At 38.8% G+C, this 14,550-nt stretch carries 11 protein-coding genes; 4 read left to right on the forward strand and 7 right to left on the reverse strand.

Features of this window, described 5'->3' with window-relative positions; translation table 11 throughout:
• Positions 1-74 precede the first annotated feature (74 nt).
• The 3 genes from NQ505_RS10145 (at position 75) to cls (ending at position 5,059) form a co-directional block, all read left to right on the forward strand.
• The gene (locus NQ505_RS10145; protein ID WP_009000329.1) at positions 75-479 is read left to right on the forward strand and encodes a hypothetical protein; all 405 of its coding nucleotides are present in this window, start codon (positions 75-77) and stop codon (positions 477-479) included.
• 83 nt (positions 480-562) lie between these two features.
• Positions 563-3,487, forward strand: coding sequence for a TonB-dependent receptor (locus tag NQ505_RS10150; RefSeq protein ID WP_009000330.1), 2,925 nt, complete (start codon positions 563-565; stop codon positions 3,485-3,487).
• 132 nt (positions 3,488-3,619) lie between these two features.
• Positions 3,620-5,059 carry a cardiolipin synthase gene (gene cls, locus NQ505_RS10155; RefSeq protein ID WP_009000331.1) on the forward strand — a complete coding sequence of 480 codons (1,440 nt, stop codon included), beginning with the start codon at positions 3,620-3,622 and terminating at the stop codon, positions 5,057-5,059.
• 24 nt (positions 5,060-5,083) lie between these two features.
• On the opposite strand, the gene NQ505_RS10160 is transcribed toward cls, so the two are convergent.
• Genes NQ505_RS10160 through NQ505_RS10170 form a run of 3 tightly spaced genes read right to left on the reverse strand, consistent with a single transcriptional unit; the run spans position 5,084 to position 7,064 of the window.
• The gene (locus tag NQ505_RS10160) at positions 5,084-5,617 is read right to left on the reverse strand and encodes an RsmD family RNA methyltransferase (protein ID WP_009000332.1); all 534 of its coding nucleotides are present in this window, start codon (positions 5,615-5,617) and stop codon (positions 5,084-5,086) included.
• On the reverse strand, positions 5,608-6,378 hold the full coding sequence (locus tag NQ505_RS10165; RefSeq protein WP_009000333.1) for a DUF3822 family protein: 771 nt from the start codon (positions 6,376-6,378) through the stop codon (positions 5,608-5,610). Before NQ505_RS10165 ends, NQ505_RS10160 begins: the two co-directional genes overlap by 10 nt.
• Entirely contained in the window at positions 6,378-7,064 is a 687-nt protein-coding gene (locus NQ505_RS10170; RefSeq protein ID WP_009000334.1) for a hypothetical protein, read from the reverse strand. The genes NQ505_RS10165 and NQ505_RS10170 overlap by 1 nt, the downstream gene beginning before the upstream one ends.
• A gap of 95 nt (positions 7,065-7,159) precedes the next feature.
• Here NQ505_RS10170 and NQ505_RS10175 point away from each other — a divergent pair, with 95 nt between their 5' ends.
• Positions 7,160-8,578, forward strand: a complete 1,419-nt coding sequence (locus tag NQ505_RS10175; protein WP_009000335.1) for an ATP-dependent RecD-like DNA helicase — start codon at positions 7,160-7,162, stop codon at positions 8,576-8,578.
• A 106-nt stretch (positions 8,579-8,684) separates the two neighbouring features.
• Here NQ505_RS10175 and NQ505_RS10180 read toward each other — a convergent pair whose 3' ends face one another.
• Genes NQ505_RS10180 through NQ505_RS10195 form a run of 4 tightly spaced genes read right to left on the reverse strand, consistent with a single transcriptional unit; the run spans position 8,685 to position 14,542 of the window.
• Entirely contained in the window at positions 8,685-10,652 is a 1,968-nt protein-coding gene (locus NQ505_RS10180; RefSeq protein ID WP_009000336.1) for a BT_3987 domain-containing protein, read from the reverse strand.
• Positions 10,653-10,683: 31 nt separating this feature from the next.
• A complete protein-coding gene (locus tag NQ505_RS10185; RefSeq protein ID WP_009000337.1) occupies positions 10,684-11,850 on the reverse strand; it encodes a DUF1735 and LamG domain-containing protein in 1,167 nt (388 codons plus the stop codon).
• 8 nt (positions 11,851-11,858) lie between these two features.
• Positions 11,859-12,887 (reverse strand): glycoside hydrolase family 18, encoded by a 1,029-nt coding sequence (locus tag NQ505_RS10190; RefSeq protein ID WP_009000338.1) that lies wholly within the window; start codon positions 12,885-12,887, stop codon positions 11,859-11,861.
• A 29-nt stretch (positions 12,888-12,916) separates the two neighbouring features.
• Positions 12,917-14,542 carry a SusD/RagB family nutrient-binding outer membrane lipoprotein gene (locus NQ505_RS10195; RefSeq protein WP_009000339.1) on the reverse strand — a complete coding sequence of 542 codons (1,626 nt, stop codon included), beginning with the start codon at positions 14,540-14,542 and terminating at the stop codon, positions 12,917-12,919.
• Between the last annotated feature and the right edge of the window lie 8 nt (positions 14,543-14,550).

Here is a 14,550-nt window from a genome sequence, read left to right on the forward strand (position 1 = left end):
TTTTGCTTTTTTACTCTGCAAATGTATATAAAATATTTTTTTTACTTACTTTTGTCTCATTAAAACGTTCAATCATGAAAGCATTATTACCTGTGTATTGTCGTCCTTTAGGATATGTGGTCTTGTTGGTAGCTCTGTTCATCCCTTTTATTCTAGTGATGCGGGGAGTGGTGACCGATCATAACTTGCTGTTTTATAAAGAATGCACAAAGTTGCTGATGATGGCAGGATGCTTGTTGATAATCTTTGCATTTAGTAAAAATGAGAGCCGTGAAACGGAGCAGATTCGTAATTCAGCTGTTCGTAATGCTATCTTTTTAACATTTTTGTTTGTCTTTGGTGGCATGTTGTGGCGTGTAATGCAAGGAGATGTGATTAATGTTGATACTTCTTCTTTCCTGACCTTTTTGGTTTTTAATGTGCTTTGTTTGGAATTTGGTCTTAAAAAAGCGCTTGTTGATCGATTCTTTAAAAGATAATTTTCTTTTCAATTAAACCTTTTGCGATTCTATTTGTCAAAAAGACATTGTTATTGCTACTAATATAATCGTAAATAAGGTAAATGAAAAGATTTTCAGCAGGGTTGGTGCTGATGTTGCTATGCACCTTCTCAATTTTTGCACAGAATAAGGTAATTACCGTTTCGGGACGTGTGGTGGAAGCCGACACAAAAGAGCCTGCAGCGCAGGCTACAGTTCAATTATTATCATTGCCCGATAGCGCTTATGCCGCTGGTATAGCCAGTAGTAACCAGGGATGGTTCACTCTCCCCAAAGTAAAAGCCGGGAAATATGTATTGAAAGTTTCCTATATCGGGTTTCGTACCAAACTCGTACCAATACAATTATCTGCTAATGCCACCGATAAAAAGATGGGAACCATTGCATTAGACCCGGATGCTGTTATGCTGAAAGAAGCTGTGATTACTGCCGAAGCTCCGCAGGTGACCGTAAAAGAAGATACTCTGGAATATAATTCGGCTGCTTATCGTACTCCGGAAGGAGCGATGCTCGAAGAGTTGGTAAAGAAACTTCCGGGAGCAGAGATTGATGATGACGGTAATGTCAAAATCAATGGTAAAGAAGTAAAGAAGATTATGGTAGATGGTAAAGAGTTCTTTGGGGGTGATGTGAAAACCGGATTGAAGAACTTGCCGGTCAACATGATCGATAAACTGAAAACATACGATAAAAAATCAGACTTGGCGCGTGTTACCGGAATAGATGATGGGGAAGAAGAAACTGTTCTCGATCTGAAAGTGAAGAAAGGAATGAATCAAGGCTGGTTTGGTAACGCAAGTGTTGCCGGTGGTACAGAAGACCGTTACGGAAGTAACTTGATGTTGAACCGTTTTGTCGATAATAGCCAATTTTCTTTAATCGGTTCGGCCAATAATGTGAACGATCAGGGATTCTCTGGTGGAGGTGGTGGGCCTCGTTTCCGGAATAGCAATGGTTTGACTGCTACCAAGATGCTTGGAGCTAATTTTGCTACTCAGACTGATAAGCTGGAACTGGGAGGTAGTGCCCGTTATAATTTCAGTGACCGGGATGCAACATCTACAAACTACTCGGAACGTTTTCTGCAAAATGGAAATTCGTACTCTAACTCAAACAGTAAAGGCCGTAATAAGAATACAAACTTCAATGCCGACTTTCGTTTGGAATGGAAACCGGATACATTGACTAATATTATTTTCCGTCCGAACGTTTCTTATGGAAAATCTAATGGCTATTCCATTTCCGAATCGGGTACTTTTAATGGAGATCCATTTAATCTGGTGTCCAATCCCAATGATTACCTGAACAAGGTTTTGTGGGGAAGCGCAGATGATCCATTGGATGAAATTCGTGTCAATGCCAGCAATAGTGAGTCCCAATCTGAAGGTCAGGATCTTTCTGCAAATGCTTCTTTGCAAGTGAACCGAAGATTGAATAATCAGGGACGAAATATAACTTTCCGTGGTACATTTAGTTATGGAGATAATGACAGTGAACAGTTTAGTGAATCATTAACGCGTTATTTTGATAAGGCAGCAAACAAAGCGGATGATGAACGTAAACAGTATATCACTTCTCCCACCAAGAGTTACGATTATACAGCTGAACTGACTTATAGCGAGCCGATCGCAAAAGCTACTTTTTTGCAATTCCGTTATAAGTTTCAGTATAAATATAGTGAAAGCGATAGAAGTACATACAGTTTGATTCCTGATGCAGATAAAGGACAGGATTGGTTTTGGAATTTTGGTGATGGTCTACCTGAAGGGTATGAAGAGAATAAGGATAGAGATTTGAGTAAATATGCTCAATATAAATATTATAACCATGATATTAATGCAGGGTTGAATATTATCCGCGAGAAATATCGATTGAACTTTGGAGTGTCTCTGCAACCGCAGAATACTAGATTAGATTATAAGAAAGCTGAAGTAGATACTGTAGTAAAAAGAAATGTGTTCAATTTTGCTCCTAATGTTGATTTTCGTTACAGATTCTCTAAAGTCAGCCAGTTACGTTTTACTTATCGGGGACGTGCAAGTCAGCCGAGTATGGAAAATTTGCTGGATGTAACCGATGATTCTAATCCGTTGAACATTCGTAAGGGTAATCCGGGATTGAAGCCTTCTTTCTCTCATTCTATGCGTTTATTTTATAATACTTATAATGCAGATAGCCAACGTGGCATAATGGCTCATGCAAACTTGAATATGACTCAAAACAACATTACCAATGCCACTACTTACAATCAGAGTACCGGTGGAGTAACAGTTAAACCGGAGAATATCAACGGAAACTGGAATGCGATGGGGATGTTTGGATTCAATACGGCATTGAAAGATAAGCGTTTCACTATAAACTCTTTCTCTCGTGCCAACTATACCAATGCGGTTTCTTACCTTTTCAATGACGATACCAAGATAAATGACAAGAACACCAGTACAACATTGACTTTAGGAGAGAATCTGAATGGAACTTTCCGTAACGACTGGTTTGAATTTACCTTGAATGGTTCAATCAACTATAACTTTGAACGAAACAAACTGCGTCCGGAAAATAACCAGGAACCTTATACATTTGGTTATGGTGCAAGCACTAATATCTCTTTACCTTGGAGTATGACGTTGTCAACCAATATAACTAATAACGCACGCCGTGGTTATCGTGATGCCAGTATGAATAAGAATGAACTTATCTGGAATGCGCAGATTGCTCAGAATTTCCTGAAAGGCAATGCTGCAACCATCAGTTTTGAAGTATATGATATTTTGCGGCAGCAATCCAATATCAGCCGTTCGTTGACAGCCGATATGCGTTCTGTTTCCGAATATAATGGAATTAACAGTTATTGTATGCTCCGTTTTTCTTATCGCCTGAATATTTTTGGAAATAAAGAAGCCCGTGGCAATATGCGTCATGGTGGCTTTGATGGCGGTGGTCCGCGTGGGCCACGTGGTGGAGGCTATGGAGGTGGCAGACCATTCTAAAGTAGCGTAATAGATTCAAATAAAATGAAGAAAGTCCCGGCGCAACATTCAATGTTGTCACCGGGACTTCTTTGTTAATCCGATAATTTACTCTATATTTGTTGTTCAGTATCTGTATGAAAGGAGATTCCTATGATTGATTGGAACTATATGCTTAGCCAGATAGCAACAGTAGCTTTTGATATTCTTTATTTTGGAGCCATTATCGGTACGATTGTCATTATCATTCTTGACAACCGGAATCCGGTTAAAACTATGGCATGGATACTCATATTACTTTTCTTACCTATTGTCGGGCTTGTCTTTTATTTTTTCTTTGGCCGGAGCCAACGTCGTGAACGCATCATCGGGCAAAAAAGCTATGACCGCCTATTAAAGAAACCAATGGCCGAATATCTGGCACAGGATTGTTCTGATGTTCCTTATGAATACTCCCGTCTTATTCAACTTTTCCAGCAAACGAATCAGGCATTTCCATTTGAGGGAAATCGTGTGGCAATCTATACGGAAGGATATACCAAACTCCAATCATTATTGCGTGAGCTACAAAAAGCGAAGCAGCATATCCACATGGAATATTACATCTTTGAGGATGATGCTATTGGGCGTCTGGTCAGAGACGTACTGATCGAAAAGGCTTCTCAAGGAGTTGAAGTACGGGTGATCTATGATGATGTAGGTTGCTGGCATGTGCCTAACCGCTTTTTCGAAGAAATGCGTAATGCCGGCATTGAGGTCAGAAGCTTTTTAAAGGTACGTTTTCCCTTATTTACCAGTAGAGTGAATTACCGGAACCATAGAAAGATTGTTGTCATTGACGGGCGTGTGGGGTTCGTTGGGGGAATGAATCTGGCAGAACGCTATATGCGTGGTTTCTCCTGGGGAATTTGGCGTGATACGCATATCATGCTGGAAGGTAAGGCTGTGCACGGTTTGCAAACGGCTTTCCTGCTCGATTGGTATTTTGTAGATCGCACCCTGATAACTGCTTCCCGTTATTTTCCAAAGATTGATTCTTGTGGAAACTCTTTAGCGCAAATTGTCACGAGTGAACCTATCGGACCATGGAAAGAAATCATGCAGGGCTTGACGGTTGCCATTACCAGTGCAAAGAAATATTTCTATATGCAAACCCCTTATTTCTTACCTACAGAGCAAATATTAGCTGCTATGCAAACAGCTGCATTGTCTGGGGTAGATGTGCGCTTAATGCTGCCGGAACGTGCTGATAATTGGATTACTCATCTTGGATCGCGTTCCTATTTGGCGGATGTGATGCAGGCAGGTGTTAAAGTCTATTTTTATAAGAAGGGCTTTTTGCATTCTAAACTTATGGTTTCAGATGATATGCTTTCCACAGTAGGATCTACCAATGTCGACTTTCGTAGCTTTGAGCATAACTTTGAAGTGAATGCCTTTATGTATGACGTAGAAACAGCCCTTGAAATGAAAGAAATATTTCTTCAAGACCAACGAGAAAGTACACAAATCTTTTTAAAGAATTGGATCAGACGTTCGTGGAGACAAAAAGCTGCGGAGTCTATCGTGCGTTTATTGGCTCCGTTACTTTAATAGTGATAAGATTGATTGGAGAACTTATCTGAACAGTGAGAAGTTTACACTTCCATACACTCTTCTCTCTATGAAATGTGGATTTTCCTCGAAGTTATTATCTTTTCCGTGCTCCAGTACCAATAACCCTCCTTCTTTGAGAAGATCGTTCTGGAAGATTAATTCGGGTATTGTTTCCAATTCTTTTAATGCATAAGGAGGATCGGCAAAGATGAAGTCAAACTGTTCGCGACCATTCTTGATAAATTTAAATACATCTCCGCGTATTGGTAGACACTTATCTGTTTGCACCTCTTTCATGATTTTGCAGATGAACGAGTGATGCGCAGGCTCTTTCTCAACGCTAATAACCCGATCACATCCGCGGGATACCAGTTCGATACTAATACTTCCGGTTCCGGCAAACAAGTCAAGAGCCGTGACTCCTTCTTCAAAATCGATGTAGTTATTGAGTACATTGAACAGATTTTCTTTGGCGAAATCTGTTGTAGGACGTGCTTTAAATGTTCGGGGCACGTCGAATCTTCTTCGTTTGTAAATACCGCTGATTACTCGCATGTTAATAAGGCTTGCATGTCAATATTAGTTGCAGGATTCATGATGAATACCTGTAGGATAAACTTTTTTAGTTCGCTCATTAAAACTTCTTTCTCGGAAAGCGTTCCAGTTAGGTGTAGCTCATCCCGTTCCTGATCAAATTCCAGTTGCTTCCAAGCGTACAACAAATAGTAAATACGGTCTTCTGTATGCGTGCATTCAAAAGAATTGGCCAGAAGTAGATGACCTCGTTCAAAGCAATAAATGTCAATACCGTCTTTGCGTACAGAAGCATACATCTTCTTACTGTTTCCTAATCTGCTTTTTACAGAAAAATAATCGATAAACGGAGTAGATTGAGAATAAAAGCGAGCTTCGGGATATTGTTCATTCAAAAAGATCTGTGCACTTTTGTCTATACCGAAAATGACAGCTACATTATTCTTTCTTAGAATATTGTAGAGTACCGTTTCGTTTTCTCTTTTCTGATGATTGTGATAAAATAGAAGTTCCGCCTGTTCCTCTTCAAACAAGTCTAATGGCACGATTGTAAAACGTTTGCTTGCCATCATAATGTTTACCCGTTTGTAAGGATGATTGAGGAAGTCCGATTCGTGGAAGACTGCCTTTAGATTTGCTGTTAGGGATAGAGATGCATCTATCTCTTTCTCTATGATTGAAAGCGAATCGTCATGAATCGGGTTATAGATAGAAAAAGAAAATCCATCCGTACTAAGACGGATGGATAAAGTATATTGTTTTGATTTAGTAAAATCAATCATTATTCCCAGTTACCAGCACCATTGTTCGGAGTATCGATAGAACCTACCATCAAACCGCAGTATCTACCCAATTTGCTCTGAACATCTTTTAAATTAATAATCTCTTGTTTGTCAAGTCCGCTCAAATAAGTATCATACGGAGCTTTTACTTCAAATAAGAATACAGGAGCACCGGATTTAGCAGTATCGTTTCTTACATTCATTTCGAATTGAGCACCACCTCCGTAAGGGATGTATTTCATAGAATCCGGGTTGAATCCTTTCGGGAAAATAGTATCCATAACAGCTACCCACATAGTGTCACGTTTGAAGTTTTCAAGTCCCCATTTCTTAACTTCATCATATTTGCCTGTCTTCTTTGCTTTTTCGATGATAGCCATAGCTTTCTTTTCAGTCAGTCCGTCTTCCAATTGTTTGTCGGTCAACATTCCCATCTTCATAACGAACGGCAATTTTTGATTTTTAACGAAGTCGATCAATGTGTCAAATTTGTCTGTATACATTCCGCGGTGCAGCGTACGGTATTCCTGCTGTGCCTTACGGATGTCGATCAAACGGGCAATGACTGCTTTTTCTCTGTCTTTTTTAGCGTTTTCAAAATTGATAGGACCCATAATGCTGGTGTAGCAGATGTAAATCAGTGCAGCAGCACAAAGCACCAATACAATATTAAATACTGTTTTCATGATAAATTATGTTTTTAGTTGTTATATTCGCATCGCAAAAATAGAATAAATAAATTTAAATACGATAGTTCCTCGAACTTTTTTCTCGTACAAAAATGATAAATAACTATTTAGAAAGGCAAATTAAGGAAAATTTTCCTTATCAGCCAACTTTAGAGCAGGAAATTGCTGTAAAATCTCTTTCAGAGTTTCTGCTGTCCACACTGGCGGATGAAGTCTTTATCTTAAGAGGTTATGCTGGTACCGGTAAAACGTCATTGGTAGGGGCATTGGTGAAAACCATGGATCAGTTGCAGCAGAAATCTGTATTGTTGGCTCCTACAGGACGTGCGGCAAAGGTCTTTTCAGCGTATGCAGGACATCCGGCTTTCACTATTCATAAAAAAATATATAGGCAACAGTCTTTTTCGAATGAGCTTAGTAATTTTTCAATTAATGACAATCTGGCTACAAATACTTTATTCATCGTTGATGAGGCTTCCATGATTTCAAACGAAGGACTGTCGGGGAGTGTGTTTGGAACTGGTCGTTTATTGGATGATTTGGTACAATTTGTTTATTCAGGACAGGGGTGTCGTCTCTTGTTAATGGGGGATACCGCGCAGCTTCCTCCAGTAGGAGAGGAGTTAAGCCCGGCACTTTTTTCCGATGCATTGAAGGGGTATGGACTTGAAGTACGTGAGATTGATCTTACTCAAGTAGTTCGTCAGGTGCAAGAATCCGGGATATTATGGAATGCCACACAGTTGAGGCAATTGATAGCAGCGGATGATTGTTATTCTTTGCCTAAGATAAAAATAGCAGGCTTTCCTGATATTAAACTGGTGCCGGGAACTGAACTGATAGAGGAACTGACTAATTGTTACGATCATGATGGTATGGATGAGACGATTGTTGTCTGTCGTTCCAATAAACGTGCAAACCTATATAACAATGGAATACGTGCTCAAATTCTTTGGCGTGAAGATGAATTGAATACAGGAGATATGTTGATGATAGCCAAAAATAATTACTATTGGACGGAGAAATATAAGGAGATGGATTTTATAGCGAATGGCGAAATTGCAATTGTCCGGCGTGTTCGTCGAACTCGTGACATATATGGCTTTCGTTTTGCGGAAGTTACTCTCCGTTTTCCTGACCAGAATGATTTTGAATTGGATGCAAATCTATTATTGGATACTCTACATTCGGATTCACCTGCATTGCCAAAAGAGGATAATGACCGATTATTTTATACAGTACTTGAGGACTATATAGATATTCCAATTAAAAGAGATCGGATGAAAAAGATGAAAGCCGATCCGCATTATAATGCATTGCAAGTGAAATATGCATACGCAATAACTTGTCATAAAGCGCAAGGTGGGCAGTGGCAGAATGTGTTTTTAGATCAGGGGTATATGACGGATGAGTATTTGACTCCGGATTATTTCCGATGGTTGTATACAGCGTTTACTCGTGCGACAAAAACATTGTATTTGGTGAATTATCCGAAAGAGCAGGTGGAATGATTTAAGTGTTTTTGCAGTAATAAAGTCTGGTACCGATGAGGAAGAACCTCGGCTAATATAAAAAAATAATGAGAGTGTCTATTATAGGCACTCTCATTATTTTTTATTATCTGGAAAGTATATACCAGCCGGCTAAACGTTCATTTTCTGCTTTTATTGCAGCTTGATATGTAGTACCATCCTTTTTAAATAAACTGAATGCATATTTATTTGCGTTTTTACTAGCAGTCATTGATGAATAATCCAATAACATTAAAGTACCATTAGGTGCCATTTCACCATTAAATGCATTGTCTCTTGATGTAGTAGTTGCGTTCCAATTAGCTTTGGTACTGCCACTGGCAAATGACATGACCCATTCATTCCCATCATCTGTATCTGGAGTATGAATAGTTTGCTGTGATGCAATTTTTATCATACCATTATCATAAGTTAATTCAAAAGGATATTTTTGAGTTTCTTCTCTGCCATCCCAACCATATACATTGTATGATTTACCATTTTCTTTTTCTATGATGTTGATGATAAATGATTCATTGTCTCCCTGCGCCCAAGATGAGCCATTCCAATATAATGATTTGCTGGCTGTAACAGTCCATGTACCTAAATAATCTTCATAGTTGGTGCTTTTACCTGTTTTTGCTACAAATTCAGTTCTTTCATAATATTTACCGTTCCATTCAACAGGTTGCCCATAAATAATATTAGACATCTCATTGAATACCCTTGTCACGCTTCTACTATTATTTAGATTGTAGAATGCAAACATTCCATAACCATTGTTTTTTACATTATTCAAATAAGTTGAGTTGGATCTAATTCCAATTGGGCTTCCATCGCTTGTGCTAGCTCCTGCTAGTGTAATAGCATATGGGGCTTGTATCTTATTGGAAAAGCCGGATAATGCTCTAAATGAACCGTATGAACCAAACACTGTATAATCTACCATATCTGCTGCAGATACTCCATTGATATCTCCTTTTGGGTAATCAGAAGTTCTATACCAATAGATACCAAATGAAATATTACTTTCTTTCGGCATAAGTTGGCGATATTCATATATTAGGTTGGCATAACGTTCTTGAGTACATTGGCTTGCGTTATTAACAACTGCCTTTGAACTCCCTTGATAAGCACCTTTGTCATAAGAAGAATATTCGTCATCGAAGTCAAAACCATCTAATCCATAAATATCAGCATAAGCTTTTAGCTCTTTTGCAAAAACTTTCGCACCTTCATCGGACAAACTTCTCATTCCGGCATCATCATGGTTTCCTAAGATAGATAAGTGAACTTTTATTCCCTTTTCTTGTAGCGGACGGATTATTCTATCTGCATTATGAAGCACAAAAGTCGTTTGCTCATTACAAGATATATAAGGGCTTCCTTCTTTATCCAAGTTGATGTTAGCTGCAAAAATGCTTACAATGTCAAAGAAAGGAGCTTTTTCGTCACCAATAGTATATTCACCTGCATTTAGTGGATTCTCATTGTTCACCTCAACATATACTATGTTTTTAATGTCTCTGGGTGTATATGACGGGATTTGGATAGACTTTATCAAATAAACGTATGAGGCATTGTTGGATGCTATAGTTGTGCCATTATCAGCTGTAGCTGTGATGGCAACAGCATAATTGTTACCCGTTTTTCCTGCTGGGACATTTACAGCCAGTAGCTCTGATTTCCTTTTCCCTGCTGTAATTGTCGTCTTACCTTCGTTTTCCAATGTTACATTTGGATACATTTCATAGCTAGTGCCATTTGCAGCATTGTATGTACTTAATGCACTGTTGTCTATTTTGAAAGTAACTTTAGTATCTTGATCTGATACTTTACTCAATTCAAAATAAACGTATCCTGTAGCATCCTCATTGTTTCTTAGAGTCAGAGTTGTTCCCATTTTTGCCCCGGCAGCTGAGCGAACGCTACCAAATGTACCGTCTAGTTCTCCCCAAGGATTGGAAGTGCTATTCGTTATTTCAATATCATCTTCACAGGCTGTGAAGGTAGCTCCCGCAAAAGCGAGAGCTACGGCCATTGAAGCCAGTCGTATATTAAATAGATGTTTCATAATAAATCACTAATTATTTTTAAGGTGTTCATTAGTTATTTGCAGGAAGAGATGCTTCAACCCATTCCATTGCTTTATAAGCTTTACCATTATTTCCATTGGAAGTGGCGTCTTTGATTTCGTCACTTCTTTCATCTAGCTTCCAGTAAACGACCAAACCGTCTGATGCAGGATCTACTTGATAGAAATGGTTAGGCTCTTGTATTTCTGTTTCATCCAATTCTCTGTTCCAAATACGGATTTCGGCAATATCAGCATCTAACCAACGTCCATTGTCATATGAATGTCCAACCCAGAAACTACGTGGTTTACCATCATTGTCATTAGAGAATTCAGGGCTCCAGTCTACTGGGCCTTGTCCAACATTGGTGAAATTACCTACTTGCTGACCATCATAATAAACTTTAATTGTGCCTTCATCACTATTAAAAGTAACGGCTACATGTACCCATTCACCTACTTTGATTGGGGTTGGAACTCGCTTGTTATTTGCACATGCGATTTCTAAAGTCGTCGGATCAAGGTTTGCATCACCAAAACGAAGAAGGAAATGTCCTTCAATTCCCATAAGTGTATTGACGGTATTAGTCAAACTATGTATGCAGATTAGTGCTTCGGCTGTTAACGTATGCATGTTTTTTAGTAGGTCAGGAGTTGCCCATTTGTCAATGCAAATAGCATTTTCCTTAATATTAGCAGCTAAGTTCACTAAATGTCCTTCTTTGAATACATAGTAATATGTATTGGCGGATGCAAGAATTCCAATATTGGAATTACCTATAGTAAGTGGCAATACATATACTTTCTTCACATCCAAACCTTTGATATCTTTGAACTTAACAGTTATAGGATCAGAATTCAAACTTCCAGCAAGAATCTTCCCATTAGCATCAGCTAATTCGTAATGCGCTTCGGGAAGCATTTCAACATTGCTGGTATAATTTTGTAATTCGTATACAGAAACCAACTCTGGAGCTACGCGCATCGTGAAAGTGACATCCTGTGATTCTGGTTTAGCTATCGACAAAGTAAAGCTTCTTTCTTCATCAGGTGAGGTAGACATAACCAATACACTTTCGGGAGTTTTGGCTGTCATAAAGAGTTGATTATCAAAATTCTCAATGTCATCAGCACAGCTGGAAATTAAATTTCCTGCGAGCAGAGCAAAAGAAACAAGATAAATATTTTTTAGTTTCATAATTCTATTTATTTAATAGGCGATGGATTCATAATGTTAATAGCTTCTCTTACATAAGTATGAGTACCACCAGTAGCATAATAATCATTCTGTACATTGTAAATAGCGATACCTGCTTTAGTATATGCATGAGTATCGTCAATAGTTACCCAATATGCTACTTCACTCAGTGCACGTAAAGCCGTGTCTCCTGTTCCCCAATAACCTGTTTCCTTATTTGAAGTATCAGCAGCGGTAGTTGATACTGCAAATATTAGATTATTTGATGGCACATTTTCTACTAATGCTTTTGTTACTGACAAACGAAGTTGATTGGTATCATTTACGCCTTCAGTGTCAAGAATGATGTTTTTACAGTCAGTTAAAATAGTACGGGTAATCAAATTCTGTGGTTTCCCCATCCAGACAAGCATCTTTTCTTTGTTAGCATCTTTCCATGATTTGATAGTGGTTAAGAATACATCTTGATATTTCTTATATTCGGCTTTGACATCATCTGCCATGAACTCTGGGTTTTGGCCTATATATTTGGCGATTAAACCATCATAAGATGAAGCGTGAGTCAGCAACTTTTCAATTTCACTTTTCAGATAAATATCGAAAGCCTCCAAAGTTGATGTTCCACCATTTTCTTCCTCTGCTGTTTGCAATTCGTCATAAGCTGCTTTGATGTCATCGTAGCTAATAGTGTAAACTACTTTTGTCCCTTTTTGGTGGACTGTCTCGATGTCTGTTTTCTCAAAATCAGCTAGTGTGGGAGTTAACATTGAAATAACATCTACACTATCAGGTATATTTGTAATATGGTGTGCCGGGCTAGCAGGCGTTTTAGTACTGTTGTCAAACCAAGCATATACTACTTTATGTTCGGTACTTTTATATTCGCGTAGATTGCTCAAATATTTAGCATAGGCTTCGGGATTCTGTTCTTGTGCAGTAGGACGAGTGATATCCAAACTTTCTACATCAGTGCATGAAACGCAAGCCAGACTACTTAAAATGAATAAACCGATAATAGGTCTTATTATATTTTTCATAAGTTGTCAATACTTTAAATGTTAGTTAATTAGTTTGCTTTGGATTTACAGTCCCACCAAATGCGAGTAGCATAAGTATTGGCACCTTTCAGAAGATTAGCAACTGCATATTCCACATTTTCCTTATTACTGATAAATTCGTCCGTCGGATATGGCATACGGCGTGCACCAGCTTCTAAGTTCGAAATGACACCACCACTTTTATTTCCAGATTCTGTAGCTGGCATTAAGTATGGATAGCCGGTACGACGGAAATCAGCCCATGCTTCATTACCCAACATCCAGTTAGCAATCCATTTTTGAGTGATAATGCGTTGTTGCATTTGTTCTTTGGAAGCACTTGCATCCCATTTTGCAGCGATAGCTATAAATTTATCTGTTTGTCCGTAGCTATTGGCACCTGAAGGGTCAGTGTAAGAAAGTTTTTTATCTTGATTGTTAGAAGTAAAATAACCATCAGCGCTACCTGCACCCCATTGTTCAAATGAGAGAGCAACTCCTTTTTCGTAGAGTGTCTTTGCATCGCTACCGACGTTTGTGAAGCCAAATACTCCCACAGCTTCAGCACGAAGGAAAGCCACTTCAGCTGCATTCATCCAATAAATAGGATCACTTTGTGCTACTTTGACTCCTGAATATTTACGAGCAATATTGGAAATTGTAGATAAGTCAATTCCACGACGGATACCCACATATTCATTGTCGCCGCCCCATTCAGATTTTACAAAATATGCTTTCAGACGTGGGTCGCTATAAGCATTCATATAACAGATAATATCAGCAGCAGCATGTGTGTCACCACCGGTTTCTGTGTCGGCTGCGGCATTGTAACGGGTTGCTGTATAAAGCGGGTTGGTTACGGTTCCAAAATAGTTCCACTGTGCATTGTCTGCGTTGGCTTCAATTACGCCTCCATTATCAGCTTTTACAGCATCCTCTGCCCATTGTCGTGCTTTTGTTTCATTAGCATAAACAATACGCATAGCTAAACGAAGTTTCAGTGAGTTAGCAAACTTAATCCATTTTGTAAGATTACCGCTATATACATAGTCAGCGGTAGCTGTTAGCGAAGCTTCAGGGTTAGCCTGCAAAGTTTTTACGGCTTCACTTAGTTCTTGGAAGAAAGCATCGTAAACAACCTCTTGAGAATCATAAGGTGTGGTAACCGAACCGTCTTTTCCAATCTGTGAATATGGAATAGGACCATAAGTGTCAGTCACACGACTCATTGCAGCTACTTTGATGATTTTAGCTATAGCCAGAGGTACTTCATTTCCTGAATTACGCGCTATCGTTTCCACTGCTGTTAAATTAGTGAATAGAATGGGGATAATGCGGTCGGACTTCAAGAATACATTAGTCCAATTATCCGTTGCATTATAGTTGGCTATTGTATTATTCCATGAAGAGTTGCTATCTGCAAAATATCCTCCCATTGGTCCTCCCAGCAAACAGTCAGTGAACTGTGCGGTATTTACATCCGATGATACTACACAACTAGCCAGGTTGTTCATGGCAGAACCTAATGCATAGTCATCAGCACTTAAGTCGCCCGGTTGATATGGATTAGAGTTTATATCCATATAGTTGCCAGTACAAGATACACTGGCTACTGTTAACGTGCCTAATATAAATTTATTAATTATACTTCTCATAGCGTTTA

Origin of the sequence: Bacteroides sp. D2 (assembly GCF_025147085.1) — a bacterium.
Taxonomy (GTDB): domain Bacteria; phylum Bacteroidota; class Bacteroidia; order Bacteroidales; family Bacteroidaceae; genus Bacteroides.